Annotated in this window: 22 protein-coding genes; 9 read left to right on the top strand and 13 right to left on the bottom strand. The window is 67.4% G+C overall.

Translation table 11 applies throughout. The annotated features are described in order from the left end of the window. Nucleotides 1–399 precede the first annotated feature (399 nt). The 7 genes from MNI96_RS10040 to MNI96_RS10010 all read left to right on the top strand — a co-directional run bounded on the left by MNI96_RS10040 (nucleotide 400) and on the right by MNI96_RS10010 (nucleotide 6,833). On the top strand, nucleotides 400–744 hold the full coding sequence (locus tag MNI96_RS10040) for an XdhC family protein (protein WP_249692675.1): 345 nt from the start codon (nucleotides 400–402) through the stop codon (nucleotides 742–744). Between the two features lie 84 nt (nucleotides 745–828). Continuing rightward, nucleotides 829–1,542 (top strand): XdhC family protein, encoded by a 714-nt coding sequence (locus MNI96_RS10035; protein ID WP_249692674.1) that lies wholly within the window; start codon nucleotides 829–831, stop codon nucleotides 1,540–1,542. Further along, nucleotides 1,539–3,224 carry an NTP transferase domain-containing protein gene (locus tag MNI96_RS10030; protein ID WP_249692672.1) on the top strand — a complete coding sequence of 562 codons (1,686 nt, stop codon included), beginning with the start codon at nucleotides 1,539–1,541 and terminating at the stop codon, nucleotides 3,222–3,224. The genes MNI96_RS10035 and MNI96_RS10030 overlap by 4 nt, the downstream gene beginning before the upstream one ends. Before the next feature lie 116 nt (nucleotides 3,225–3,340). After that, nucleotides 3,341–4,003 carry a L,D-transpeptidase gene (locus MNI96_RS10025; protein ID WP_249692671.1) on the top strand — a complete coding sequence of 221 codons (663 nt, stop codon included), beginning with the start codon at nucleotides 3,341–3,343 and terminating at the stop codon, nucleotides 4,001–4,003. Continuing rightward, on the top strand, nucleotides 4,000–4,533 hold the full coding sequence (locus tag MNI96_RS10020; protein ID WP_249692670.1) for an OmpA family protein: 534 nt from the start codon (nucleotides 4,000–4,002) through the stop codon (nucleotides 4,531–4,533). The genes MNI96_RS10025 and MNI96_RS10020 overlap by 4 nt, the downstream gene beginning before the upstream one ends. Before the next feature lie 248 nt (nucleotides 4,534–4,781). Beyond that, the gene (locus MNI96_RS10015) at nucleotides 4,782–4,994 is read left to right on the top strand and encodes a hypothetical protein (RefSeq protein WP_067223435.1); all 213 of its coding nucleotides are present in this window, start codon (nucleotides 4,782–4,784) and stop codon (nucleotides 4,992–4,994) included. A 297-nt stretch (nucleotides 4,995–5,291) separates the two neighbouring features. Next, nucleotides 5,292–6,833, top strand: a complete 1,542-nt coding sequence (locus MNI96_RS10010; protein ID WP_249692669.1) for a cryptochrome/photolyase family protein — start codon at nucleotides 5,292–5,294, stop codon at nucleotides 6,831–6,833. Nucleotides 6,834–6,940: 107 nt separating this feature from the next. On the opposite strand, the gene rpsL is transcribed toward MNI96_RS10010, so the two are convergent. The 9 genes from rpsL to mutM form a co-directional block, all read right to left on the bottom strand. Next, nucleotides 6,941–7,312 (bottom strand): 30S ribosomal protein S12, encoded by a 372-nt coding sequence (rpsL, locus tag MNI96_RS10005; RefSeq protein ID WP_067223430.1) that lies wholly within the window; start codon nucleotides 7,310–7,312, stop codon nucleotides 6,941–6,943. 115 nt (nucleotides 7,313–7,427) lie between these two features. Next, nucleotides 7,428–9,881, bottom strand: coding sequence for a DNA topoisomerase (ATP-hydrolyzing) subunit B (gene gyrB, locus MNI96_RS10000; protein WP_249692667.1), 2,454 nt, complete (start codon nucleotides 9,879–9,881; stop codon nucleotides 7,428–7,430). A gap of 214 nt (nucleotides 9,882–10,095) precedes the next feature. Continuing rightward, a complete protein-coding gene (locus tag MNI96_RS09995; protein WP_249692666.1) occupies nucleotides 10,096–10,713 on the bottom strand; it encodes a LysE family translocator in 618 nt (205 codons plus the stop codon). A 62-nt stretch (nucleotides 10,714–10,775) separates the two neighbouring features. Continuing rightward, nucleotides 10,776–11,915, bottom strand: coding sequence for a DNA replication/repair protein RecF (gene recF, locus MNI96_RS09990; RefSeq protein WP_249692658.1), 1,140 nt, complete (start codon nucleotides 11,913–11,915; stop codon nucleotides 10,776–10,778). Nucleotides 11,916–12,003: 88 nt separating this feature from the next. Next, the gene (gene dnaN, locus MNI96_RS09985) at nucleotides 12,004–13,122 is read right to left on the bottom strand and encodes a DNA polymerase III subunit beta (RefSeq protein ID WP_249692656.1); all 1,119 of its coding nucleotides are present in this window, start codon (nucleotides 13,120–13,122) and stop codon (nucleotides 12,004–12,006) included. A gap of 178 nt (nucleotides 13,123–13,300) precedes the next feature. After that, complete coding sequence (gene dnaA / locus MNI96_RS09980) at nucleotides 13,301–14,779, bottom strand: chromosomal replication initiator protein DnaA (RefSeq protein WP_249692653.1); 1,479 nt, start codon at nucleotides 14,777–14,779, stop codon at nucleotides 13,301–13,303. A gap of 1,162 nt (nucleotides 14,780–15,941) precedes the next feature. Continuing rightward, the gene (rpsT, locus tag MNI96_RS09975) at nucleotides 15,942–16,208 is read right to left on the bottom strand and encodes a 30S ribosomal protein S20 (protein WP_067223418.1); all 267 of its coding nucleotides are present in this window, start codon (nucleotides 16,206–16,208) and stop codon (nucleotides 15,942–15,944) included. A gap of 195 nt (nucleotides 16,209–16,403) precedes the next feature. After that, nucleotides 16,404–17,177 (bottom strand): enoyl-CoA hydratase, encoded by a 774-nt coding sequence (locus tag MNI96_RS09970; protein WP_249692651.1) that lies wholly within the window; start codon nucleotides 17,175–17,177, stop codon nucleotides 16,404–16,406. 139 nt (nucleotides 17,178–17,316) lie between these two features. Further along, entirely contained in the window at nucleotides 17,317–18,222 is a 906-nt protein-coding gene (gene mutM, locus MNI96_RS09965) for a bifunctional DNA-formamidopyrimidine glycosylase/DNA-(apurinic or apyrimidinic site) lyase (RefSeq protein ID WP_249692649.1), read from the bottom strand. A 268-nt stretch (nucleotides 18,223–18,490) separates the two neighbouring features. On the opposite strand from mutM, the gene ubiE reads away from it, so the two are divergent. Continuing rightward, nucleotides 18,491–19,240: a bifunctional demethylmenaquinone methyltransferase/2-methoxy-6-polyprenyl-1,4-benzoquinol methylase UbiE gene (ubiE, locus tag MNI96_RS09960; RefSeq protein ID WP_249693028.1), complete on the top strand. Its 750-nt coding sequence runs from the start codon at nucleotides 18,491–18,493 to the stop codon at nucleotides 19,238–19,240. A 7-nt stretch (nucleotides 19,241–19,247) separates the two neighbouring features. Then, complete coding sequence (ubiB, locus tag MNI96_RS09955; RefSeq protein WP_249692646.1) at nucleotides 19,248–20,816, top strand: 2-polyprenylphenol 6-hydroxylase; 1,569 nt, start codon at nucleotides 19,248–19,250, stop codon at nucleotides 20,814–20,816. Nucleotides 20,817–20,839: 23 nt separating this feature from the next. Here the strand turns inward: ubiB and MNI96_RS09950 are convergent, their stop codons facing one another. The 4 genes from MNI96_RS09950 to MNI96_RS09935 all read right to left on the bottom strand — a co-directional run bounded on the left by MNI96_RS09950 (nucleotide 20,840) and on the right by MNI96_RS09935 (nucleotide 24,419). Then, complete coding sequence (locus MNI96_RS09950; RefSeq protein ID WP_249692644.1) at nucleotides 20,840–21,442, bottom strand: alpha-ketoglutarate-dependent dioxygenase AlkB family protein; 603 nt, start codon at nucleotides 21,440–21,442, stop codon at nucleotides 20,840–20,842. A gap of 202 nt (nucleotides 21,443–21,644) precedes the next feature. Beyond that, nucleotides 21,645–22,052 (bottom strand): F0F1 ATP synthase subunit epsilon, encoded by a 408-nt coding sequence (locus tag MNI96_RS09945; protein ID WP_249692641.1) that lies wholly within the window; start codon nucleotides 22,050–22,052, stop codon nucleotides 21,645–21,647. 24 nt (nucleotides 22,053–22,076) lie between these two features. Further along, nucleotides 22,077–23,516, bottom strand: a complete 1,440-nt coding sequence (gene atpD, locus MNI96_RS09940; RefSeq protein WP_067223405.1) for a F0F1 ATP synthase subunit beta — start codon at nucleotides 23,514–23,516, stop codon at nucleotides 22,077–22,079. 24 nt (nucleotides 23,517–23,540) lie between these two features. Beyond that, nucleotides 23,541–24,419, bottom strand: coding sequence for a F0F1 ATP synthase subunit gamma (locus MNI96_RS09935; protein ID WP_249692639.1), 879 nt, complete (start codon nucleotides 24,417–24,419; stop codon nucleotides 23,541–23,543). Between the last annotated feature and the right edge of the window lie 20 nt (nucleotides 24,420–24,439).

Raw genomic sequence — 24,439 nt, 5'->3', positions numbered from 1 at the left:
CCGGTCCAGCGCAGCGCAGAACCGGGAACCATTGGCATCCTCGGCAGCTGTGGGACGGAAGCGCTTCGCCGCCTCCACGGCTGTCATACCTGCGAAGGCAGGTATCCAGTATCCGCCGGGGCGGGTGGGTATGCGACGGCAGCAGCCCCCGGCCTTCCGGTGGCGCGCGACGGCAAGGGTCGCGACCGCCGTGGTTACTGGTTCCCGGTCTTCGGCTTTGCCGAAACCGGGACGACAGCCGAGCGAGAGGGGCGCATCGGCGGGTCGTTTCCGCCGCTCCTCCCGCCCAACCTGCCGCCCTTCCTCTCTTCCGCTCCCCTTCCGACCAAAGGCCAGCGACGGGACGCCTGTGCAGGGCGCCGGGGTGAGCCTATATTCGGGGCAACGAAGGAGACGGACATGCAACAGGATGCAATCCGGACGGAGATCGATCCGCTGGTTCTGGCCGAAAGCTGGAGCCGCGACGGGCGCCGTGTCGCCCTTGCCACCGTGGTCGAGACCTGGGGCTCGGCGCCGCGCCCGGTCGGCGCGCATCTCGTCATCGATGCGGAGGGAAACTTCGAGGGCTCGGTGTCGGGCGGCTGCGTCGAGGGCGCGGTCGTCGCCGAAGCCGCCGAGGTGATCGAGACCGGCAAGCCGGCCATGCTGGAATTCGGCGTCGCCGACGAGACCGCCTGGCGCGTCGGCCTGTCCTGCGGCGGGCGCATCCGCGTCTATGTGGAGCCGGTGGCCCGCTCCGCCTGATCCTGCGCGGCCGGGCCGGCCCGCGCCCTTCGCCCGCCTCACGCCGCCGCCTGCCGGCGCTGCCCCTTTTCAGGACCGCTTCCCATGGACCTTCAGCTCCTCGCCCGCTTCAACGCCGCCCGCAGCGGCCGCAAGCCCGCGATCCTCGTCACCGAGATCGGCAGCGGCGCCCAGCGCCTCGTCGCCCCAGGCGACATCGCGGACGCCGATCCGCTGGCGGCGGAGCTGCGCGCAAGGCTCAGGTCCGGCAAGTCCGGGCTGGTGGAGCTTGCAGGCGGCGGCCAGGCCTTCCTCACCGTCAGCGTGCCGCCGCCGCGCATCGTGCTGATCGGCGCCGTCCATATCAGCCAGGCCTTGGTGCCGATGGCGCAGATCGCCGGCTTCGACGTGACCGTCGTCGATCCGCGCACCGCCTTTGCGACGCCCGAGCGGTTTCCGGACGGCACGCTGCTCGCCGAATGGCCGGCCGACGTGCTGGAACAGCTGGCGCTCGATCCCTACACCGCGCTCGCCGCGCTCACCCACGACCCGAAGATCGACGACGTGCCGCTTGCCGCCGCGCTGTCGGTCGGGTGCTTCTATGTCGGCGCGCTCGGCAGCCGCAAGACCCACGGCAAGCGCCGCGAGCGGCTGCTGGAGGCCGGCGTGACGCCGGACGCCTTCGACAGCATCGACGCGCCGATCGGCGCCGATATCGGCGCCGCCTCGCCGGCCGAGATCGCGGTTGCCGTGCTCGCCAACATCATCGCCGCCCTGCGCAAGAGCCCCGAACTTAAGGGAGAGGGAGGCCGGCCGTGAAGTTCGGCCCGCTCGCCACGAAAGACGCGGAAGGCGCCCTGCTCGCCCATACGCTGCGGCTTGCCGACGGCGCGCTGAAGAAGGGTCACCGGCTCACCGCCGGCGACATCGCGAGGATCGTGGAGGCCGGGATCGAGCAGGTCGTTGCCGCCCGGCTCGGCCCGGACGATTGCCACGAGGACGAGGCGGCGAGCCGCATCGCGCAGGCCGCCTCCGGCGGCGGCATGACCTTGGAGCCGCCCTTCACCGGCCGGGTCAACTTCCATGCCGACGCCGACGGCCTTCTGGTGGTCGACAAGGACGCCATCGACCGGACCAACCGCATCGATCCGGCGATCACGCTGGCGACCCTTCCCGCCTTCGCCCGCATCACCCGCGGCCGCATGGTGGCCACCGCCAAGATCATTCCCTTCGCCGCGCCGCGCGCCGATGTGGAGGCCGCCTGCGAGGCGGTGCGCGGGGCCGTGCGCGTCGCCCCGTTCCGCGCCCGCCCCGTCGGGCTGGTCGCGACGCAGCTTGCGCATCTCAAGCCCGCCACCCTCGACAAGACCCGGCGGATCACCGAAAGCCGCCTTGCCGTCTACGGATCGCAGCTCATCCGCGAGCTTCGCGTCGCCCACGAGACGGGCGAGACGGCGAGGGCCATCGCCGCGCTGATCGCGGACGGGGCGGAGCTGGTTCTGGTCTTCGGCGCCTCGGCCATCGTCGACCGGGACGACGTCATCCCGTCCGCCATCCGTCAGGCCGGCGGCGCGGTCACCCATTTCGGCATGCCGGTCGATCCGGGCAACCTGCTGCTCGTCGGCGAGGTCGGCGGGGTGCCGGTCCTCGGCGCGCCGGGCTGCGCCCGCAGCCCCAAGGAAAACGGCTTCGACTGGGTGCTCGACCGGCTGATGGCGGACTTGCCCGTCACTCCCCACGAGATCACCGGCATGGGCGTCGGGGGCCTGTTGATGGAGATCGGCACGCGGCCGCAGCCGCGCGAGGCAGCGCGCGAAACCGCGCGCGAGGCGGTGCAGGCCGCGCCGCAGGCGGCTTCGCGCCAGCGGCGGATCGAGGGCATCCTGCTCGCCGCCGGCCAGTCGCGGCGGGCGGGCGGCGTCAACAAGCTGCTGGCCCGGATCGGCGGCGAGCCCCTGGTGCGCATCGCGGCCAAAGCCGCGCTCGCCAGCGGGCTGTCCCGCCTCACCGTGGTGACCGGCCACATGGCAAAGGAGGTCGCTGCCGCACTTGCCGGGCTCGACGTCGTGCTGGTGCACAATCCGGACTATGCGGACGGCATGGCCGGATCGATCCGCACCGGCGTCAAGGCGCTCGGGGCGGACGCGGATGCCGCGATGATCCTGCTCGCCGACATGCCCGGCATCACGGCGGCCGTTGTCGATCGGCTCATCGAGGCCTACCGGCCGGACGAGGGCATCACCCTGGTGCTCGCCACCACCCACGGCAAGCGCGGCAATCCGGTCCTGTGGGACCGCAGCCATTTCGACGCGCTGGCGCGGCTGGAGGGCGACACGGGCGCCCGTCACCTGATCGGGCAGAACGCCTCGGCCATGCGGGAGGTGGAGATCGGCGAGGCCGCGCGCCTCGATCTCGACACGCGCGAGGCGCTGTCGGCGGCCGGGGCGGACTTCGGCGAGGCCCCGTCGCCATCGCCGTCGCCGCCACCGTCATCGAACTGAAAAACTTCGAAGGATTGACGTTTTCTCCTCGATGGACAGTAATAGGGCCGTTCCGCGCTCGCAGATACTGCCGGGCGCGGGGCGGGAGCGGCTGCCCGTCAAGAGGAGGAGACGGCATGACGGCATCCATGACACGACGCGCGCTGCTGATCGGCGCCGGCGCGATGGCGGCGAACATCTCGCTGCCCATGCCTGCATTCGCGTCCTCGAAATGGTTCGACGGGGCCGCCGCCGACAACGGCTTCCAGTATCGGCGCACCAATTTCTCGGTGATCAAGCCGCATTGGCGCCGACAGATGGTCAAGTATTTCTCGCAAGAATCGCCGGGCACGGTGGTCGTCGATACGCGCAACCACTTCCTCTACTGGATCTGGGAGAACAACACCGCCCTGCGTTACGGCGTCGGCGTCGGGCGCGAAGGCTTCCAGTGGTTCGGCCGCGCGCAGGTTCGCCGCAAGGCGCTGTGGCCGCGCTGGGTGCCGCCTCCGGAGATGCGCAAGCGCCAGCCCGACCTGCCGCCGATGGTCGAGGGCGGCGCGCCGAACAACCCGCTCGGTCCGCGCGCGCTCTACCTGCACCACGACAGCGGCGCCGACACCGGCTACCGGCTGCACGGCACGCTGGAGCCCTGGAGTATCGGCAGCGACGTCTCGTCGGGCTGCATCCGCATGTTCCCCGAAGACATCATCGACCTCTACCAGCGCTGCCCTGTCGGAACCCGCGTGTCGGTTCTGGAGCATCTGGGCGCCGGCAAACCGCAGGATCAGGAGCGCACGTGACCGCCTTTTCGACGCCCGCAACCGGCCGCACCTCGCGGCCGCGCCTCCCGCTTTCGCCTCTGCTTCTGGCCGCGCTTCTCGCCGGCTGCAACACGGTCGAGAATGTCGCCTCGCCGGACGTCACCAACGCGCCGGTGATCGGCTTCGCCAACATGGAGCCGGGCAGCGAAGAAGCCTTCATGCTCAATGTCGGCCGGCGGACCTATTTCACGCCCGACTCGGCGGAGATCGACGAGACCGCCCGCATGACGCTCGACAAGCAGGCCGAGTGGCTGATGTCCCACCGGACCTGGTACGCCAAGATCCAGGGCTTTGCGGACGATCCGGGCAGCGCCGGCGACAACACGGCGCTTTCGACGCGCCGGGCGAACGCGGTCATGGCCTATCTGGTCGGCAAGGGCGTCGCGCCGAACCGGCTGTGGGCCAAAGGCTACGGAACGGAGCGCAAGGTGCGCGACTGCGCCCAAGAAGAGTGCAAGGCGCAGAACCGCCGGGTGATCACCAACCTTCGCGAAGAACGCGAGCGTTGAAGCAAGACTGCAACCGCTCGGCGTCAGCCACATCGCTGCACTGCAATATAGGCATGGCTCCCATGCCGGAGATGCGTTTGGCCTTTTACAACGTGACACCTATATTACGGTCATCGGATCGACGCCGGGCCTTGGCCCGGCTTTTTTGACGCGCAGCCGCTGGCAGGCGCTCCTGACACCGATGCCGCGGCAAGCCCCGCGGATCGCGCTTCGGAGTGCAAGGCGTCACCAGACTGAAGGACAGGACGATGACCGAACTCCGTTTGCCGCGTGCCGGCCAGTGCAAGTGGGCCGAAGGCACCGGCGGCAACTACACCTTCCCGTGCCGCAACCGCGTCGAGGCGGGGATTTCCTACTGCAGCGAGCATCACGCGCTGGTGTATATCTCCGCCGAGGAGCGTCGCCGCAACCGCGAGAACACTCCGGTCGCCTTCAAGGCGCAGCGCCGCATCGCCGCCTGATACCGACGCCGGCACTTGTCCCCGCTTCGCGCGGAGCGAGATTGCGCGAGCCGTCGCAAAATCAGCGAAAATTGAGACGGGATTTTGCAAAATCCGTCTCGAAATTCGCAAAGCCAGTTTGATGAAGACGCCCGGCGGGATACCGACCGGGCGTCTTTCGTTTGTCCCCGCGGGCGGGATGGGGGACGCGGCAGACTGTTCCCGTCCCGCCCTTGCGCGCGCCGGGCCGAGATCCGCACAAAGCCGGGCTGCGTAACCGAAAAGACCATCTTTTCGTCCAGCGCATCCCCGCAAGGCATGACCAGACCTGTCCTCATTCCGGTCCTCGGCGACCAGCTCTCCTTCGGCCTCTCGGCGCTCCGGGACGTCGACAAGAGCGATGCACGACTGCTGATGATGGAGGTCGCCGAGGAGACGACCTACGTCCCGCATCACCGCAAGAAGATCGCCTTCATCCTGGCCGCCATGCGCCATCACGCCGCCGCCCTGCGCCGGGCCGGCTGGCAGGTCGACTATGTCGAGCTCGACGATCCGGACAACACCGGCAGCTTTGCGGGCGAGATCGGCCGGGCGGTGGCGCGGCACGATGCCTTGCGCATCCGGGTGACGGAGCCGGGCGAGTGGCGGGTGATGGAGATCCTGCGCGGGCTAGAGAGCGCGCATAACCTGCCGGTCGACATCCTGCCCGACAGCCGTTTCCTCTGCAGTGCCAAGGAGTTCGGCGCCTGGGCGGAGGGCCGCAAGCAGCTGCGGATGGAGTATTTCTACCGCCTGATGCGGCGCAAGACCGGACTGCTGATGCAAGGCGACGAGCCCGTCGGCGGCAGGTGGAACTTCGACGCCGAGAACCGCAAGCCGGCGGACACCGACCTCTTCATGCCGCGCCCGCTGGCCTTCGAGCCGGACGAGACGACGCGGGCGGTGCTGGACCTGGTCGAGGCGCAGTTTCCGGACGGGTTCGGCAGGCTCACCCCGTTCCGCTTCGCCGTCACCACCGAGGACGCCGAGGCGGCGCTGGACCGCTTCATCGACGAGGCCCTGCCCCGTTTCGGCGACTACCAGGACGCCATGCTGACCGGGGAAAAGTACCTCTACCACTCGGTCCTGTCGCCCTACCTCAATGCCGGCCTGCTCGACCCCTTGCAGGTCTGCCGCAAGGCGGAGCAAGCGTTTGTGGACGGTGCCGTGCCGCTCAACTCGGCCGAGGGCTTCATCCGCCAGATCATCGGCTGGCGGGAATATGTGCGCGGCATCTACTGGCTGAAGATGCCGGACTATGCCGGCGCCAACCATCTCGGCGCGAGCCGGCCCCTGCCGGAGTTCTACTGGAGCGCAGAGACCAGGATGGCCTGCCTGCGCGAGGTCGTCGGCCAGACCCGGGACGAGGCCTACGCGCATCACATCCAGCGGCTGATGGTGACCGGCAATTTCGCGCTGATCGCCGGCATCGACCCGCACCAGGTGCACGAGTGGTATCTCGCGGTCTATGCGGACGCATTCGAATGGGTGGAACTGCCGAACACGGTCGGCATGAGCCAGTTCGCCGATGGCGGGCTGCTCGCCTCCAAGCCCTATGCGGCGAGCGGCAACTACATCAACAAGATGTCGGACCACTGCCGCAACTGCCGGTACGACGTGAAGGACCGCACCGGCGAAAATGCCTGTCCCTTCAATGCCTTGTACTGGGATTTCCTGATCCGCAACCGGGAGAAGCTCGGCGCCAACCCGCGCCTTGCCCAGCCCTATCGGACCTGGGACCGCATGTCGGCAGAGACCCGCAAGGACTACCTCGCCGCCGCCGCGCGCAGCCTGAAGCGGCTCGAGGCCGGCACGCTCTAGGCGCTCGCCTCGCAAGCCCCTCGCCCAAAAACATCAAGGCCTCCCGGACGGGTGTCCGGAAGGCCTCGACAAGACAATTCCCTGCCGGGCGGGACCCGGCTGGAAGCTTACTTCGGACGCTTGGAGCCGTAGAGCGAACGGCGCTTCTTACGGTCCTTGACGCCCTGGGTGTCGAGCACGCCGCGGATCACGCGGTAGCGCACGCCCGGAAGGTCGTTCGGGCCGCCGCCGCGCACCAGCACCACGGAGTGCTCCTGCAGGTTGTGGCCCTCGCCCGGAATGTAGGCGGTGACTTCATTGCCGTTGGTCATGCGAACACGCGCGACCTTACGAAGAGCCGAGTTCGGCTTGCGCGGCGTCGTGGTGTAGACGCGGGTGCAAACCGCGCGCTTCTGCGGGTTACCGCCCAGCGCGGGGGTCTTGGACTTCTTGACGGTCGGCTTACGGTTCAGGCGAACCAACTGGTTGATTGTCGGCATAGGTTGCTTGCAGCTTGTTTTTGAGGAATGTCTTGGCCGCCTCGTATAGGGGGGGCGGCCCGCTTTGTCAAAGGAAGAATCCCGCTTCCCGGCGTTTTCCGCCGGCCGGAGAGCGTCAGACGTCCAGGTTGGCGACCGCGAGGGCGTTCTCCTGGATGAAGGCGCGCCGCGGGTCGACGTCGTCGCCCATCAGCTTGGTGAAGATGTCGTCGGCGGCATCCGCCTCGCGCACCTTCACCTGCAGTAGGGAGCGTACGTTCGGATCGAGCGTGGTTTCCCACAGCTGCTCGGCATTCATCTCGCCGAGACCTTTGTAGCGCTGCATGGCGATGCCCTTGCGCCCTTGTGCGAACACCGCGTCGAGGAGGGCCCGCGGCCCGCGAATGGCCGTGTCGCTGCCCTTGCGGGCCAGCGTCGCGGCCTTGACGTAGACCTCCTGCAGGGTCTGGGTGCGGGCGTCCAGCTTGCGGGCGTCGGCCGAACCGAGCAGCGCCGCGTCGATGGTCGCCACCTCCTTCACGCCGCGCACGGTACGCTCGAAGACGAGGTCGCCATTGTCGAGCACCTTGCCTTCCCAGCCGCGCTCGAACTCGTCGGCCAGGATGTCCAGCCGGCGGGCGATATAGGCTGCCGCCTCCGCCGCGCGCACCGGATCGTCATGCACGTCCGGGTTCAGCGCGCCGGCAATCGCCGCCTGTTCGACGACGTCGCGGTCGTAGCGCGAATGCAGGCCGTCGAGAATGCCGGCAACCGCCCGCGCCTTCTCGACCACATCGCGCAGGTCGTGGCCGCTGCGCACCTCGCCGCTGGCAAGGGTCAGGGTGCAGTCTTCCAGGCCCGTATCGATCAGGTAGTTCTCCAGCGCTTCCTGGTCCTTCAGGTACTGCTCGGAGTTGCCTCGCTTGACCTTGTAGAGCGGCGGCTGGGCGATATAGACGTGGCCCTGCTCGATCAGGTCCGGCATCTGCCGGAAGAAGAAGGTCAGAAGCAGGGTGCGGATGTGAGCGCCGTCGACGTCGGCGTCCGTCATGATGATGATCTTGTGGTAGCGCAGCTTGGCGAGGTTGAACTCCTCCTTGCCGATGCCGGTGCCGAGCGCGGTGATCAGCGTGCCGATCTCGTTCGACGACAGCATCTTGTCGAAGCGCGCGCGCTCCACGTTGAGAATCTTGCCGCGCAGCGGCAGGATCGCCTGGTTCTCGCGGCTGCGGCCCTGCTTCGCGGAACCGCCGGCCGAGTCGCCCTCCACCAGGAAAAGCTCGGCCTTGGCCGGGTCGCGTTCCTGGCAGTCGGCGAGCTTGCCGGGCAGCGAGGCGACATCCAGCGCGCCCTTGCGCCGGGTGAGCTCACGCGCCTTGCGCGCCGCCTCGCGCGCCGAGGCCGCCTCGACGATCTTGGACACGAGCACGCGCGCGGGCGCCGGGTTCTCCTCCAGCCACTCGGCCAGCGCGCCGTTGATGGCGTTCTCGACGACCGGGCGAACCTCGGAGGAGACCAGCTTGTCCTTGGTCTGGGACGAGAATTTCGGATCCGGCACCTTGACCGAGAGCACGCAGGTCAGCCCTTCGCGGCAGTCGTCGCCGGTGAGCGAGACCTTCTCCTTCTTGAGGAGGCCCGACTGGTCCGCATAGCCGGTCATCTGCCGGGTCAGCGCGCCGCGGAAGCCGGCCAGATGGGTGCCGCCGTCGCGCTGCGGGATGTTGTTGGTGAAGCACAGAACCTGCTCGTGGTAGCTGTCGTTCCACCACATGGCCGCCTCGACCGTGATGCCGTCCTTCTCGGTTCGCAAGACGATCGGCGCCTCGATGAGCGGGTGCTTGGCCCTGTCGAGATAGCGCACGAAGGCCTCCAGGCCGCCCTCGTAAAACAGCTCGACCGCCTTCTCCTCGACGCCGCGGCGGTCGGTCAGGAGAATGCGCACGCCGGAGTTCAGGAAAGCCAACTCGCGCAGGCGGTGCTCCAGCGTGCCGAAGTCGAACTCGATGCGGGTGAAGGTCTCGGGCGAGGGCATGAAGGTCACCTCGGTGCCCTTGCGCCCTTCCGCCGGGCCGACGACGGCCAGCGGGGCTTCGGCCTCGCCGTTGCGGAAGCGCATGCGGTGTTCGTTGCCGCTGCGCCAGATGCGCAGGTCGAGCCAGGTCGACAGGGCGTTCACCACCGAGACGCCGACGCCGTGCAGGCCGCCCGACACCTTGTAGGAATTCTGGTCGAACTTACCGCCGGCATGCAGCTGGGTCATGATGACCTCGGCGGCGGAAACCCCTTCCTCGGAGTGCACGTCGGTAGGGATGCCGCGGCCGTTGTCGGTCACGGTGACCGAGCCGTCGGCGTTCAGCGTCACGGTGACGCGGTCGGCGTGGCCGGCCAGGGCCTCGTCGATGGCGTTGTCGACCACCTCGTACACCATGTGGTGGAGGCCGGAGCCGTCGTCGGTGTCGCCGATATACATGCCCGGGCGCTTGCGCACCGCATCGAGGCCCTTGAGGACCTTGATCGAGTCGGCGCCGTAATCATCTGCGCCGGTGGTGGCTTGCGGTTCGCTCTCGCTGCCCGTCGGAGTGTCGCTCATTCGAATCAAACGCTCGCTGGATCTTGTGTGTCGTTCAGTTATACGGGCTTGCAACAGGGGTTCAACCGGCTGTCACCAAGCTTTCCGGCCGGTTTCGGCCCCTTGCGCACCGTCCCGACACGGGAGGCGCCGCCCTGTTTCGGGGCATGCCGGATGCGCGTTGGTTTTCCCGTTTCAAGTCAATGCGTTACCGGCGCATTCCGATCTCTGCCGATCACCGCGTCGCAACCGCGACCGCGGCCCCCGCCATGACCGAGCCCGCGACCCTGTTGAGAAGTCGCACGGCCCTTGGGCTGGCGAGCATCTTCCGCGCCCGCTCGGCAAGCAGGCAATAGCCGCCCAGAACCACTGCCAGCACCGCAAAGGTGATCAGCGACAGCTCGGCATAGCCGAGCACGGTCACCGTCTCCAGCGCGATGATGTTGGGCAGGAGCGCCAGATAGAAGACCATCACCTTGGGGTTTCCCATGGTGACGGCCAGCCCGCCCATGGCCAGGGCGAAGGGGCTCTCCTTGCGCACGGGGCCGAGCGCTGCCAGGCCGCCATCGGCCGGTGCGGTCCACATCTTGTAGGCCAGATAGGCGAGATAGAGCGCGCCGGCATATTTCAGCACCAGGAACACCGTGCCGAAGGTCTTGGCCAGCACGGCAAGGCCGGCGACCGCAAAGCCCAGCCAGATCACGTCGCCGAGGGCGATGCCGAAGCAGAAGGCGAAGGCCCCCTCGCGCCCGCGCGCCAGCACGCGCGCAACGATGGCGGCGATGCCGGGTCCGGGAATGACGGCCGCGACGAACAGGGCCGCAGCGAAGACGAGCAGCGCGGAAACATCCATGGAAAGCGTGATCCTGCAAGGGGCCGAAGGGGCGCCGGCCAAGGGCGCCCGCACGCGGCGGGTCAGTCCTTCATATAGGACGAAATGGTCGATTGTGCGACCTTCAGTATCTGGCTGCCTTCGGGAAGATCGACGAAAAGCTGGCTGTCCGTGCCGGTCATCAGCACCTGCAGCCCCAGCTCCGAGAGACGCGAGAACAGCGCCCTGCGTCGGCCCGGATCGAGATGGGCGGCGACCTCGTCCAGCAGCAGCACCGGCGTCATGCCGGCGGTCTGCGAGGTCACTTCGGCATGGGCGAGGACGAGGCCGATCAGCAGCGCCTTCTGCTCGCCCGTAGACGCGAGCGCCGCCGGCATGTCCTTGGCCAGATGGCGCACCGCCAGATCGCTGCGATGCGGCCCGTAAAGGGTCCGCCCGGCGGCGCGGTCGCGCATGCGGGTCGCGGCGAGCTGCTCGCGGTAGCGATCTTCGATGTCGTAGGCCGCCACGCCCTCGCAGTCGCGTTCGAACTCGCCGGCAAGCTCCACCCCGGCGAGCGGAAAGGGAAGGCCGAGGTCGCCCTGCTGGCGGATCCGAGCCTGCAACAGGGCGACGGTCTCGCGCCGGGCGAAGCCGACCGCGACGGCAAGCGGGGCGAGCTGCGCCTCCACCGCGTCGAGAAAGGCGGCAGAGCCGCCCTCTTCCAGCAGGCGGTTGCGGGACCGCAGGGTCTTTTCCAGATCGGCGACGCGGCGGCCATGGCCGGGGTCGATCGCCAGCACCAGGCGGTCGAGGAAGCGGCGGCGGTCGCCGGCCGGGCCGGTAAACAGCCCGTCCATCGCCGGCAGCAGCCAGAGCACGCGCAGATAGTCGAGCAACTGTTCGGACGAGCGGGCATCCGTGCCGTCGATGCGCACGCGCCGGCCGGTCTCGCCCGGCGCATGGCCGACGCCGATGCGGGTCTCCCCGGCCACGCCCTCGACACGGGCGGCAACGCTCCAGCCGGCGGGAGCCCCCTGCCGGCGGATGTCGTCGAGCTGGGCCCGGCGCAACCCGCGCCCTGCGGTCAGCAGCGAGACCGCCTCCAGCAGGTTGGTCTTGCCGGAGCCGTTGTCGCCGACCAACGCCACAAGACGGGCGCCGAATGCGACGCTCGCCTGCTCGTAGTTCCTGAAATCGGTGAGTGTCAGGCTGCCGATGGCAACCTGGACCGGCTCGCCCATCCGGCCTCCATTACGGCTCGCTTGCCTGCGCTTCGCCTGCCGGCCCCGTCGCGGCGCGCCGCGCCTGCGGGCAAAAGCCCGGCTACTGCTAGACGCGCATCGGCATCAGGACATAGAGCGCATCTTCCACGCCCTTGTCCTGGATCAGCGTCGGCGCGCCGGCATCGGCCAGGCGGAAGCAGGCGGTGTCGCCGCGCAGCTGGCCGGTGATCTCCAGCAGGTAGCGGGAGTTGAAGCCGATCTCCAGCGGATCGCTGTCGTAATCGATGGCCAGCTCCTCGGTCGCCGACCCGCTGTCCGGGTTGACCACCGTCAGGATCATGCGGCCTTCGGAGATCGCCAGCTTCACGGCGCGGCCGCGCTCGGAGGAGATGGTGGACACACGGTCGACGGCGGCCTTGAACTCGTCGCGCTCGACCAGCATTTCCTTGTCGTTGTTCTGCGGAATTACCCGGCCGTAGTCCGGGAAGGTGCCGTCGATCAGCTTCGAGGTCAGGATCACATCGCCGGTCATGATGCGGATCTTGGTCTCGGAGATCTCGATGGCGGCTTCCGCGTCCGGCGCTTCCAGCAGCTTCTGGATCTCGCCGACCGTCTTGCGCGGCACGATGATGCCCGGCATGCCCACGCTGCCGTTCGGCGCCGGGATCTCGGCGCGCGCCAGCCGGTGGCCGTCGGTCGCCACCGCGCGCAGCCGGTCGCCGCCGTCGCTTGCCACCGAATGCATGTAGATGCCGTTCAGGTAGTAGCGGGTCTCCTCGGTGGAGATCGCGAACTGGGTGGCGTCGATCAGCGAACGCAGGTCGCGCGAAGCCAGCGTGAAGCGATGGGTGAACTCGCCGGCGGTGATATCCGGGAAGTCGGTCTCGGGCAGCATCTGCAGCGCGAAGCGCGAGCGGCCGGCCCGGATCTCCAGCGTCGCATTGTCCGAGGAGGTCTCCAGCGCCACCTGCGCGCCCTCGGGCAGCTTGCGAACGATGTCGTAGATCATGTGCGCCGGCACGGTGGTCGCGCCGGGCTGTTCGACCAGCGCCGCGACCTTTTCCGAGATTTCCAGATCGAGGTCGGTCGCCTTCAGCAGCAGCTGGCCGCCGTCGGCGCGCAGCAACACGTTCGACAGGATCGGGATGGTGTTTCGGCGCTCGACGACACGATGAACATGGGTCAGGGACTTCAGAAGATCGGTCCGCTCGAGGGTCACTTTCATGGTATCGTCCATTGTCGAAAATCGTGGGAACCGCGACGGTCAAATGGGCGAAGACACTGCCCTTTTGCGCTGCGAAAAGCAAGTGCCGGCGATCCTTGGCCAAAGCCTTGCGGAAACCGCAAGCGGGCGGCCTTCCCCGCCAAGGGGATGCCACCCGCGATGCCTGCCGGATAAGGGATCAGGCGTCCAGCATCCGCTTCAGGAGGTCGAGCTCCTGCGCGAGCGTGGTGTCGGATCGCGCGAGGTCCTCGATCTTGCGAACCGCGTGGAGCACGGTTGTGTGGTCGCGGTTGCCGAAGCGGCGGCCGATCTCGGGCAGCGAGCGCGGGGTCAGGGCCTTGGCCAGATACATGGCGATCTGCCGGGGACGCACGATGGTGCGGGTGCGGCGGGCCGACAGGAGATCGGCCTTGGACACGTTGTAGTGCTTGGAGACGATGCGCTGGATGTCCTCGATCTTGACCCGCCGCGGCTCGGTATTGCGCACCAGGTCGCGCAAGGTCGCCTCGGCCATCTCCTGCGTCACCGGCTGGTTGGTGAGCTGGTTGTGGGCGATCAGGCGGTTGAGCGCGCCCTCGAGGTCGCGGCCCGAATTGCCGACATGGCGAGCGACGTAGTCGAGCACGGCCTCCGGCACGGCGAAGGTGGCATGCGAACGGCGCACGCAATCGATGCGGTTGGTCAAAATGGCGCGGCGCAGGCCGAAATCGGGCTCGGAAATCGCCACGACGAGGCCACCGGCCAGACGCGAGCGCATGCGGTCGTCGAGCGTCTCGAGGTCTGCCGGCGGACGATCGGCAGCGACCACCACTTGGCGGGCACCGTCGATCAGCGCGTTGAGCGTGTGGCAGAATTCCTGCTGGACCTGCTTGCCGTGCAGGAACTGCATGTCGTCGATCAGCAGCAGGTCGATGGTGCGCAGCGTGTCCTTGAAGGCAAGGGCGGACTGGGCCTTCAGCGCCGCGACGAAGCGGTACATGAAATGCTCGGCCGTGAGGTAGAGCACGCGGCGGCCCGAGGCCTGCGCCGCCGAGGCGACGGCCTGCATCAGATGCGTCTTTCCGAGACCGACCGGGGCATGGATGTAGAGCGGGTTGAAGGTCACTGCCGCAGCGGTCGCGACCTGACGCGCGGCGGCCAGCGCCAACGCGTTGGACTCCCCCTCCACGAAGGAGTCGAATGTGTATTTCGGGTCGAGAGAAGCCCCCTCCAGACCGTCGGAGCCCTCGCGCGGGGTCGCAGCCGCAGGCCGCGCCACGCCGGACGAGACTGTCTCGGCCCTGGCCGAGGGGGAGTTTTCGACGAGCTTGATCTGCTGGGCAGACCGCGGGGCCGCCGGTACGGGACGCGCCACGCCGCCGACGACGGGGCGGGCACGCACCGCGCCGCGCACGGTCAACTCGATGCGATGCACGTCGTCGCACTCATGCTTCCAAAGACCCATCAGGCGCTCGCGGTAGTGGGACTGGATCCACTGCTTGAGGAACCGGGTCGGCACCGAAAGTCGCACGGTGCCGTCGGAGTGGTCCTCCAGATCGACACGCGCAAACCAGCTGGTGAAGACGTCTTCGCCAAGCTCGGCCCGCAGGCGCTTTTTGACGCGCGTCCAATGATCCATTCCTGCGGTCTCGGATGCCGGCAGTTCCTGCAAGTTCATCGTGATCGCCTCCAAATGGTCAACGAGATGCTCCGCCGCCGCAGAACCCGTTGCACCTGTTGTGTTTTCGCCGTTTCGGCGCGGTCTTGTCGCGGGCCATCATCGGCCCGACAGGTGTCGCAAGAGCGACAGGTATCCTCACCGGATGAGCGCTGCCCGCCCGGCTTGAAATCTCTTCTTCCCCTTGGGGCTTCCCGTTGCCTCAACCTCCTGCAAGTCGCGCGGGCGATTGATCGGCCCGGATACGGGCGGGTCGCTAGATGCGATGTGGCCGTTCGGCGCTTACGCGCTCGACGGCCCGCAGGGATGGATCAGGGCGTGACGCCGTTCGATGGCAGCCACGCCGGAGCGGCACAGAAAGTAGATTGTGCAGTCATCGTCAAGCCCCTCTTTCCAGTCTTCGACTTCCCTGGGTGCAACCGTCGCAGGCAGACCACACTGGGTGCTCACGGCAGGCGCCGGCCTCTTGCCGTTTCCGCAAACGGCACCGCACAAGACGCAGAAATCCCGGCCTGCCGAAGGACACGGCAAGTCAAAAACATCCAGCTCTTGCAGGGAGAGATAGTCTTTCCGACCTACGACTTCAGATACGCCAGCCGCCGATCCGGTACACTACTGAAATGCCGCCAGGAGAACGCGCGACTACCATTCAATGTATATTTTTCGCACAAATATAACATTGCTCTCCTGGAGGCCTCTGTCTTCTTAGTTTTGCGATTTTGCCCGGGCGAGCGCCCGATAACCAAGACCATACACAGCCCCCACAAGGGCTGCAACAGACTCGCCAGCCATTTCGATAGCGCAGTGCGCGGGGGGTCAGCGATGCCTGAGGGGAGAGGCGGCGGATGTCATTTGGAATGCGTTTTGACTCAATGCGTTTTCGACGCAAAAGCCCCGCCTGACCCCATTTTGCTGTGCACTAAAAAAAAAATCTCAGCCTCAATCTTGACAGGCCGGAAACGGCGAGAGCCGACCGGGGCATTCCTCAACATGATCTTAACATATTGATTAACAAATAGTTTTCCTGCCAAGCCGGAAGCCTTCGGAAGCCTCCGAATCGGCTGTCTTGTTTAGGCGGTTAGCGGCTCTGTACCGCGATGCCGGCAAAAGAAAAACCCGACCAAAAGGCCGGGTTCGAAGTCTTTAGCGATGATCGCAACGCTCAGGCGCCCAGCACCTTGATGCGGGAGCTCAGGCGGGAGATCTTCCGCGACGCCGTGTTGCGGTGGTAGACACCCTTGGTGACCGCCCGCATGAGCTCGGGCTGGGCCGCCTTGAGGGCGTCCGTCGCTGCCGCCTTGTCGCCGGAGGCGATCGCCTCCTCAACCTTGCGCAGCTGAGTGCGCACCCGGCTGCGGCGGGCCTTGTTGATGGCCGTGCGACGCTCGATCTTGCGCGCCGCCTTCTTGGCCGAAGGGGTGTTGGCCATGTTCTGTCCTGATGCGTTACGTGAACAATCCGACTCGTTCAAACCAAGGCGTCAAAGCCACCTGTGTCAAACGAAAGCGGCGGCGGAACGGGCCGCCACCGGTCGACCGCGTTATAGGCGGCCACCTGCCCGTCGTCAACGCGAAAGTCACGAAAACTCGCAAAACTCACGTGCTGGCGACCGACAAGGGCCTCTTTACGTGTTCTTAAACTGCGGCGCGCGCTTTTCGACGAAGGCATTCATGCCTTCCGTCTGGTCGTCGGTGGCGAACATCGAGTGGAACACCCGGCGCTCGAAGCGCACGCCCTCGGCAAGAGTCGTCTCGTAGGCGCGATTGACGCTTTCCTTGGTCATCATGGCGATGGGCAGGGAGAAGTCGGCAATCTTCTCGGCCACGCGCAGCGCCTCCTCGAGCAGTTCGTCGAGCGGCACCACCCGGCTGACAAGGCCGGAACGCTCCGCCTCGGCCGCATCCATCATCCGACCGGTCAGGCACATTTCCATGGCCTTCGACTTGCCGACGAAGCGTGTCAGGCGCTGGGTGCCGCCGGCGCCGGGCATCACGCCGAGCGTGATCTCGGGCTGGCCGAACTTGGCATTGTCGGCCGCCAGGATGAAGTCGCACATCATCGCCAACTCGCAGCCGCCGCCGAGCGCATAGCCCGCCACCGCAGCGACGATCGGCTTGCGGAAGCGCGAGACCTGGTCCCAGGAGGTGATGAAGTCGGTCTTGTAGGCCTCGACGAAGGAGAGCGAGGACATCTCCTTGATGTCGGCGCCGGCCGCAAAGGCCGTTTCCGATCCGGTGAGGACGACACAGCCGATCTTGTCGTCGCTCTCGAACAGCGCCAGGGCGGCGTTGAGCTCGGCGATCAGTTCGGAGTTGAGGGCGTTCAGCGCCTTCGGACGGTTCAAAGTGACGAGGGCGACCCGCCCGCGCTTCTCGACCCGAATATTCTCGTATCCCATGGGACCTCCCGGAATGGGACGGCGCGTCGTCAGCCAGCGCCGCCTTCGCGGCTCAAGGGGTATCCGAAGGCCCCCGTCGCCGCAACCTTGCAGTTTCCGGCGAGACGAGCCCCGACCAGGCCCGGCCGCCATTCCTTCTCTACCGCTGACAGCGGGGGCAATGGAAAGTCGAACGACCCGACTGCACGATACGCTCGACCGTGCCGCCGCATGTGGGGCGCGGGCATGGTTCGCCCTCGCGCCCGTAAACGGCGAAGGAATGCTGGAAATAGCCGAGTTCGCCATCGGCCTGGCGATGGTCTCGCAAGGTGGAACCACCGGCGACGATGGCCTCGGCGATGACCTCACGAATGGCCTCGACGAGACGCTTCGCCCCGGCCGTCGGCGCACCCGCTGCCGTGGCGAGCGTGCCGGCGCTGCGCAGCGGGCTGAGCTTTGCCCGGTGCAGCGCCTCGCAGACATAAATGTTGCCGAGGCCGGCAATGGCGCGCTGGTCGAGCAGCAACGCCTTGAGCGGCGTTGCCCGGCCGGCCGCAACCTTTGCCAGATGATCGGCGTCCAGAGCATTACCGGTCGGCTCGGGGCCGAGCGCCGCGAACCAGGGATGGCGCTCGATCTCAGCGCGGGCGACAAGGCTCATGAAGCCGAACCTTCGCGGGTCGTTGTAGACGATGCGCAGCCGCTGGGTCCCGCCATGCTCGAGATGGAAGATGACGTGGTCATGCGCCCGGTCGACCGAGCGCGGATAGTGGAACGCCTCGGCCGCGACCGGCTGCGCGCACGCCTCCCCCACCTCTTCGATGCGGAAGGAGCCGGACATGCCCAGGTGCATGACGAGAACGGTGCCGTCCTCCAGATCGCCCAGAAGATATTTGGCCCGCCGGCCGAGCGCGATCATCCGCCGCCCGCCGAGCCGGTCGCAAAAGTCGGCCGGCAAGGGGAACCGCAGGTCGCCCCGGTTGAGCGTGACCTTGCGGATCATCGCGCCGTCGAAGACGGGGGAAAGGCCGCGGCGGACCGTCTCGACTTCGGGCAATTCCGGCATGGATCTCTCCGCAATGGGCAGCGCGCGCGACGCACAGGGTCGCGCTCTCCTGCATAAAGAAGACGGCGACACCGTCAATGCTCCAGCGGCAGCGCCTCTGCAAGCATGCGCAACCGCCTGCACATGCGGCGGATGGCGGCAGCAAGCAGCCGTGACCTCTTGGCCAAAATGCTGTAAGCCAAGCCTCGATCAGCACAAACACAGGCGCATGGAGAGCCTCATGGCGGCCAGCATGGACAGCGACCGGGGACGGACGAGCGGCCCGGAAATGGCGACGAGCTTCGGCTTTCGCAAGGTCGCCAGCGGCGAGAAGCAGCCCCTCGTCAACGAGGTGTTCCATCAGGTCGCGGATCGCTACGACCTCATGAACGACCTGATGTCGGGCGGCCTGCACCGGCTGTGGAAGGATGCGATGGTGTCGTCGCTGGCGCCACCCAGAGCCGAACGGCGCGCCTTCCGCGTGCTCGACGTGGCAGGCGGCACGGGCGACATCGCGACGCGCATCGTCGAGCGCGGCGGCAAGGCGACCAACGCCGTGGTCTGCGACATCAACGGCTCGATGCTGGAGGTCGGCAAGGCGCGCGCCGCCAAGGCGGGGCTCGGCGGCCGGCTGAGCTTCGTGGAGGGCAATGCCGAGGACCTGCCCTTCCCCGACCGCTCGTTCGACGCCTATACGATCGCCTTCGGCATCCGCAATGTGCCGCGCATCGACAAGGCCTTGAGCGAGGCACGGCGCGTGCTCAAGCGCGGCGGGCGCCTCCTGTGCCTCGAATTCAGCCAGGTGGACGTCGCCGGCCTGGACAAGATCTACGATCTCTTCTCCTTCAATGCGATCCCGGTCATGGGGCGGATGGTGACCGGCGACGGCGAGCCCTACCGCTACCTGGTGGAGTCGATCCGCAAGTTCCCGAACCAGGAGCGCTTCGCCGACATGATCCGCGAGGCCGGGTTCTCCCGCGTCAGCTATCGGAACTATTCGGGCGGCATCGCCTGCCTGCATTCCGGCTGGGCGATCTGAGGCATCCATGCCGATAGCATCCCTCTTCCGGCTGGCGCGCGCCGGTTTCGTCATGGCGCGCGAGGGCGTCTTCGGCGTCGTCGAGCTGCCCGACCTGCCGCCGGCCCAGCGGCTCGCCTTGCGTGCGATCCGCCTGCTGGAGCGGCGCGCGGTGCGCGACAAGGCGGCCGACAAGCGCCTGTCCGACGCGCTGACCCGGCTCGGCCCCTCCTATGTGAAACTCGGCCAGTTCCTGGCGACCCGGCCCGACGTCGTCGGCCGCGAGATCGCCACCGACCTCACCGCGCTGCAGGACCGGATCCCCTCCTTCGGGATGGAAGAGGCGAAGCGGGTGATCGAGAGCCATTTCGGCCGGCCGGTCGAGCAGCTGTTCGCCAGTTTCGGCGAGCCGGTGGCGGCCGCCTCGATCGCGCAGGTGCATCCGGCGGAGATCGAGGAGGCCGACGGCACGCGCCGCAAGGTGGCGGTGAAGGTGCTGCGGCCCGGCGTTGCCGAGCGGTTCCGCCGCGACCTCAAGAGCTACTACCTGATGGCCCGGCTGATGGAGCGGTTCCACCCGCCCTCGCGCCGGCTGCGCCCCGTCGCGGTGGTCGACACGCTGGCCCGCTCGGTCGAGCTGGAGATGGATTTCCGCCTGGAGGCGGCCGCTCTGTCCGAGATGGCGGAGAACACCCGCGACGACCCCGGCTTCCGCGTGCCGGAGGTCAACTGGACGCGCACGGCCAAGGCCGTGCTTACCATGGAGTGGATCTCCGGGCGCAAGCTGTCCGATGTCGCCGGCATCGAGGCGGACGGCCACGATCTGCCGGCCATCGGCGCGCTGGTGATCCAGTCCTTCCTGCGCCATGCGGTGCGGGACGGCTTCTTCCATGCCGACATGCACCAGGGCAACCTCTTCCTCGACGAGGACGGCAACCTGGTCGCCGTCGACTTCGGCATCACCGGCCGGCTCGGCAAGGCGGAGCGGCGGTTTCTCGCAGAAATCCTGTTCGGCTTCATCACCCGCGACTATCGGCGGGTGGCGGAGGTGCATTTCGAAGCCGGTTACGTTCCATCGGACCAGGATGTCGACGTGTTCGCCCAGGCGATCCGCGCCATCGGCGAGCCGATCCACGGGCACGATGCTTCGGAGATCTCCATGGCCCGGCTGCTGACGCAGCTGCTGGAGGTGACCGAGTTGTTCAACATGCGCACCCAGACCCAGCTGATCATGCTGCAGAAGAACATGGTCGTGGTCGAGGGTGTCGCCCGGACGCTCGACCCGCATCTCGACATGTGGCGGACCGCCGAACCGGTGGTGCGCAGCTGGATCGAGCGCAATCTCGGCCCGGCGGGGCGCCTGCAGGATGCCGCCGGCGGCCTTGCCGCCCTCGGCAGGCTTGCCGCCGACCTGCCGATTCTCGCCGAGCGCGCCGGCCGGCTGTCCGGCGAACTGGAGACGATGGCAGAAAAGGGCCTGCGATTCGACACGGCAACCGCGGAGGCCATCGGCCGCGCGGAGGCCCGGCACACCCGCTCGGGCCGTATCGCGCTCTGGGTCATCGCCGCGCTGCTCGCCGTCGCCGTCTTCACCTGACCTCAAGCTCGCCGGGCGCAAGCTCAGCCTGGCGTTACCCGCCTCAGGGTCAGGTTGATGCGCCCGTCGTCGCGTACAAGCGTCGAGGTGCCGGACAACAGCCGGTCGATCCCGTGATGAGCGAGGCGCGCCTCGCCGCCCAGCACCAGTACATCGCCGGAGGCAAGACGAAAGGAGCGGGTCGGATCCTTCCGGCTCCTGCCGCCGAGACGGAAGAGCGCGGTCGCCCCCAGCGAGACGGACACCACCGGCACCTCGAACGTCGCCTCGTCCTTGTCCTGATGCAGGCCCATGCGCGCCTTCGGTCCATAGAAGTTCACGAGACACGCCTCCGGCAGCGGTGCATCCGGGGCGAGTTCGCGCCAGAGATCCAGCAGCGCCTGCGGCATTGCCGGCCAGGGCTGCCCCGTCACCGGGTGCAGCGGCTGATAGCGATAGCCGGCCCTGTCCGAGACCCAGCCGAGGGGGCCGCAATTGGTCATGCGCACCGAGAACGGCGTACCGGTGCGCGGCATGACCGGCGTGAAGAGGGGCGCGGCCGCGACGACCGCGCGGATCTCGCCGAGCAGCGCCTGCTGCGCCTCGCGGTCGAGCCACCCCGGCAACAGGCGGAGCCCCGCCGGCATCGCAGCCGCCGCAGACCTGGATTCGGTTTCCTGTGACTGATCGTCCTGCATGCCCGAAGTCTCGCCGCTGTTGGCCCGTTATGTCCACCCGGAAGCGGACACGTCGATCGCCCTGTGAACCGCAAACGCAAAAGGGCGCCCGGAAGCGCCCTTTTTCAATCTTCGCGATGATGCCGGCCGAAGCCGGGTTCGGACGCGGGCTTCACGCCGCCTTGAGGGCGGCCTGGACCTCGCGCAGGTGAGAAAGCGTTGCCGCCGCCCGTGCGCGTGCCTCGTCGTCGGACGCGTCCGAAAGGTCTTCTTCCGCATTCTTGATCTGGCCGGCGATGTCTTCCGCCCTGAGATCGTTCAGCGACGTCGCGTGCTCGGCCAGCACCGTCAGGCCCTTCGGTCCCGCTTCGGCAAAGCCGCCGCGGACGAAGTAGACCTGATCCGCACCGGCCTCACGCGACACGCGCAGAAGGCCCGGACGCAGGGTCGACATCATCGGGGCATGTCCGGCCATGACGCCGAACTCGCCCTCGGAGCCCGGCACCACCACCATCGTGACTTCTTCCGAGAGAAGAAGCCGCTCCGGGGAAACGAGCTCGAACTGGAATGCTCCCGCCATGTCGTTCCTCGATCCTTCCCGTGCTTAGGCCGCTTCGGCGGCCAGGCGCTGCGCCTTCTCGACCGCCTCGTCGATCGAGCCGACCATGTAGAAGGCGGCCTCGGGCAGGTGGTCGTAGTCGCCGTTCACCAGGCCCTGGAAGCCCTTGATGGTGTCCTCGAGCGCGACGAGCTTGCCCGGCGAACCGGTGAAGATCTCGGCGACGAAGAACGGCTGCGACAGGAAGCGCTCGATCTTGCGGGCGCGCGCCACGGTGAGCTTGTCCTCTTCCGAGAGCTCGTCCATGCCGAGAATGGCGATGATATCCTGGAGCGCCTTGTAGCGCTGCAGGGTCGCCTGCACGGCACGAGCCGTCTCGTAATGCTCGTCGCCGATGATGCGCGGATCAAGGATACGCGAGGTCGAGTCGAGCGGATCCACTGCCGGGTAGATGCCCTTCTCGGCGATAGAGCGGTTGAGCACCGTCGTCGCGTCGAGGTGGGCGAAGGTCGAGGCCGGCGCCGGGTCGGTAAGGTCGTCGGCCGGCACGTACACGGCCTGCACCGAGGTGATCGACCCCTTGGTCGTGGTGGTGATGCGTTCCTGCATCGCACCCATGTCGGTGCCGAGCGTCGGCTGGTAGCCCACGGCCGAAGGAATACGGCCGAGAAGCGCCGACACTTCCGAACCCGCCTGCGTGAAGCGGAAGATGTTGTCGACGAAGAACAGCACGTCCTGGCCTTCGTCGCGGAAATGCTCGGCGACGGTCAGGCCGGTCAGCGCCACGCGGGCACGGGCTCCGGGGGGCTCGTTCATCTGGCCGTAAACCAGCGCGCACTTGGAACCCTCGGTCGAACCGCCGTGCTCCTTGGGATCGCGGTTCACGTTGGACTCGATCATCTCCCAGTAGAGATCGTTGCCCTCACGGGTACGCTCACCGACGCCGGCGAAGACGGAGTAGCCGCCGTGCGCCTTGGCGATGTTGTTGATCAGCTCCATGATCAGCACGGTCTTGCCGACGCCGGCGCCGCCGAACAGGCCGATCTTGCCGCCCTTGGCGTAAGGCGCCAGCAGGTCCACGACCTTGATGCCCGTCACGAGGATCTCGGCCTCGGTGGACTGCTCGGTGAAGCTCGGGGCTTCCTGGTGGATGCCGCGCTTCGTCTCGTGAACGATCGGGCCAGCCTCGTCGACCGGCTCGCCGATGACGTTCATGATGCGGCCGAGCGTGCCGGCACCGACGGGAACCGAGATCGGCTCGTCCGTGTCGACCACCTTCTGGCCGCGAACGAGACCCTCGGTCGCATCCATGGCGATGGTGCGAACGGTGTTCTCGCCGAGGTGCTGGGCAACCTCGAGAACCAGGCGGTTGCCGTTGTTATCGGTTTCAAGGGCGTTCAGAATCGCCGGCAGGTGATCGTCGAACTGAACGTCGACGACGGCGCCGATGACCTGAGTGATCCGCCCGACTGCTTTGTCAGCCATTTTGCTATCCTCGTCTCGATCCGGTCAGAGCGCCTCGGCGCCCGAAATGATTTCGATCAGCTCCTTGGTGATCTGAGCCTGCCGCTGACGGTTGTAGTTGAGCGTCAGCTTGTTGATCATGTCACCGGCGTTGCGCGTGGCGTTGTCCATCGCGGACATGCGCGCACCTTGCTCGGACGCCGCATTTTCCAGAAGCCCGCGGAAGATCTGCACCGAAATGTTGCGCGGCAGCAGATCCGCCAGGATCTCGCCCTCGTCCGGCTCGTACTCGTAGACCGCGTCGGTCTGAGCGACCTTCGCCGCCTCGCCGAAGGTCGCCGGAATGAGCTGCTGGGCGGTCGGGATCTGGCTGATCACCGACTGGAACCGCGCATAGAACAGGGTGCAGACGTCGAACTCGCCCGCGTCGAACATCTCGCGGACCAGAGTGCCGATCTCCTCGGCATTCTCGAACCCGACGCGCTTGACATGCCGCAGCTCGATCGTCTTGACGACGTGCGAGCCGAGATCACGCTTCAGGGAGTCGAAGCCCTTCTTGCCGACGCAGACGATCTTGACCGTCTTGCCCTGCGCGAGCAGCGACTTCGCACGCTCGCGCGCCAGCTTGGCGATCGACGAGTTGAAGCCGCCGCACAGGCCGCGCTCCGCGGTCGCGACCAGCAGGAGGTGCACGTCATCCTTGCCGGTGCCGGCGAGGAGGCGCGGAGCATCGTCCCGGCCCTCGAAGGCACTGGCGAGGTTGGCGAGGACGGCCTCCATGCGTTCCGCATAGGGCCGCGCGGCCTCGGCCGCCTCCTGGGCGCGGCGCAGCTTCGCCGCGGCCACCATCTGCATGGCCTTGGTGATCTTCTGCGTCGCCTTAACGGAGGCGATCCGGTTTCGTAAGTCCTTCAGGCTCGGCATGGCCGCCCCTTGTCCTGGAT

Source organism: Stappia sp. WLB 29 (assembly GCF_023507705.1).
Classification (GTDB): domain Bacteria; phylum Pseudomonadota; class Alphaproteobacteria; order Rhizobiales; family Stappiaceae; genus Stappia.
The sequence above is the reverse complement of the archived record's forward strand: the minus strand, read 5'-3'. Positions and strand labels throughout refer to the sequence as shown.

Bases quoted from the DNA above. Each gene is read 5' to 3' on its own strand.
- MNI96_RS10040 (WP_249692675.1), top strand. From the start codon at position 400: ATGCAACAGGATGCAATCCGGACGGAGATCGATCCGCTGGTTCTGGCC.
- MNI96_RS10035 (WP_249692674.1), top strand. From the start codon at position 829: ATGGACCTTCAGCTCCTCGCCCGCTTCAACGCCGCCCGCAGCGGCCGC.
- MNI96_RS10025 (WP_249692671.1), top strand. From the start codon at position 3,341: ATGACGGCATCCATGACACGACGCGCGCTGCTGATCGGCGCCGGCGCG.
- MNI96_RS10015 (WP_067223435.1), top strand. From the start codon at position 4,782: ATGACCGAACTCCGTTTGCCGCGTGCCGGCCAGTGCAAGTGGGCCGAA.
- MNI96_RS10010 (WP_249692669.1), top strand. From the start codon at position 5,292: ATGACCAGACCTGTCCTCATTCCGGTCCTCGGCGACCAGCTCTCCTTC.
- rpsL (WP_067223430.1), bottom strand. From the start codon at position 7,312: ATGCCGACAATCAACCAGTTGGTTCGCCTGAACCGTAAGCCGACCGTC.
- gyrB (WP_249692667.1), bottom strand. From the start codon at position 9,881: ATGAGCGACACTCCGACGGGCAGCGAGAGCGAACCGCAAGCCACCACC.
- MNI96_RS09995 (WP_249692666.1), bottom strand. From the start codon at position 10,713: ATGGATGTTTCCGCGCTGCTCGTCTTCGCTGCGGCCCTGTTCGTCGCG.
- recF (WP_249692658.1), bottom strand. From the start codon at position 11,915: ATGGGCGAGCCGGTCCAGGTTGCCATCGGCAGCCTGACACTCACCGAT.
- dnaN (WP_249692656.1), bottom strand. From the start codon at position 13,122: ATGAAAGTGACCCTCGAGCGGACCGATCTTCTGAAGTCCCTGACCCAT.
- dnaA (WP_249692653.1), bottom strand. From the start codon at position 14,779: ATGAACTTGCAGGAACTGCCGGCATCCGAGACCGCAGGAATGGATCAT.
- rpsT (WP_067223418.1), bottom strand. From the start codon at position 16,208: ATGGCCAACACCCCTTCGGCCAAGAAGGCGGCGCGCAAGATCGAGCGT.
- MNI96_RS09970 (WP_249692651.1), bottom strand. From the start codon at position 17,177: ATGGGATACGAGAATATTCGGGTCGAGAAGCGCGGGCGGGTCGCCCTC.
- mutM (WP_249692649.1), bottom strand. From the start codon at position 18,222: ATGCCGGAATTGCCCGAAGTCGAGACGGTCCGCCGCGGCCTTTCCCCC.
- ubiE (WP_249693028.1), top strand. From the start codon at position 18,491: ATGGCGACGAGCTTCGGCTTTCGCAAGGTCGCCAGCGGCGAGAAGCAG.
- ubiB (WP_249692646.1), top strand. From the start codon at position 19,248: ATGCCGATAGCATCCCTCTTCCGGCTGGCGCGCGCCGGTTTCGTCATG.
- MNI96_RS09950 (WP_249692644.1), bottom strand. From the start codon at position 21,442: ATGCCGGCGGGGCTCCGCCTGTTGCCGGGGTGGCTCGACCGCGAGGCG.
- MNI96_RS09945 (WP_249692641.1), bottom strand. From the start codon at position 22,052: ATGGCGGGAGCATTCCAGTTCGAGCTCGTTTCCCCGGAGCGGCTTCTT.
- atpD (WP_067223405.1), bottom strand. From the start codon at position 23,516: ATGGCTGACAAAGCAGTCGGGCGGATCACTCAGGTCATCGGCGCCGTC.
- MNI96_RS09935 (WP_249692639.1), bottom strand. From the start codon at position 24,419: ATGCCGAGCCTGAAGGACTTACGAAACCGGATCGCCTCCGTTAAGGCG.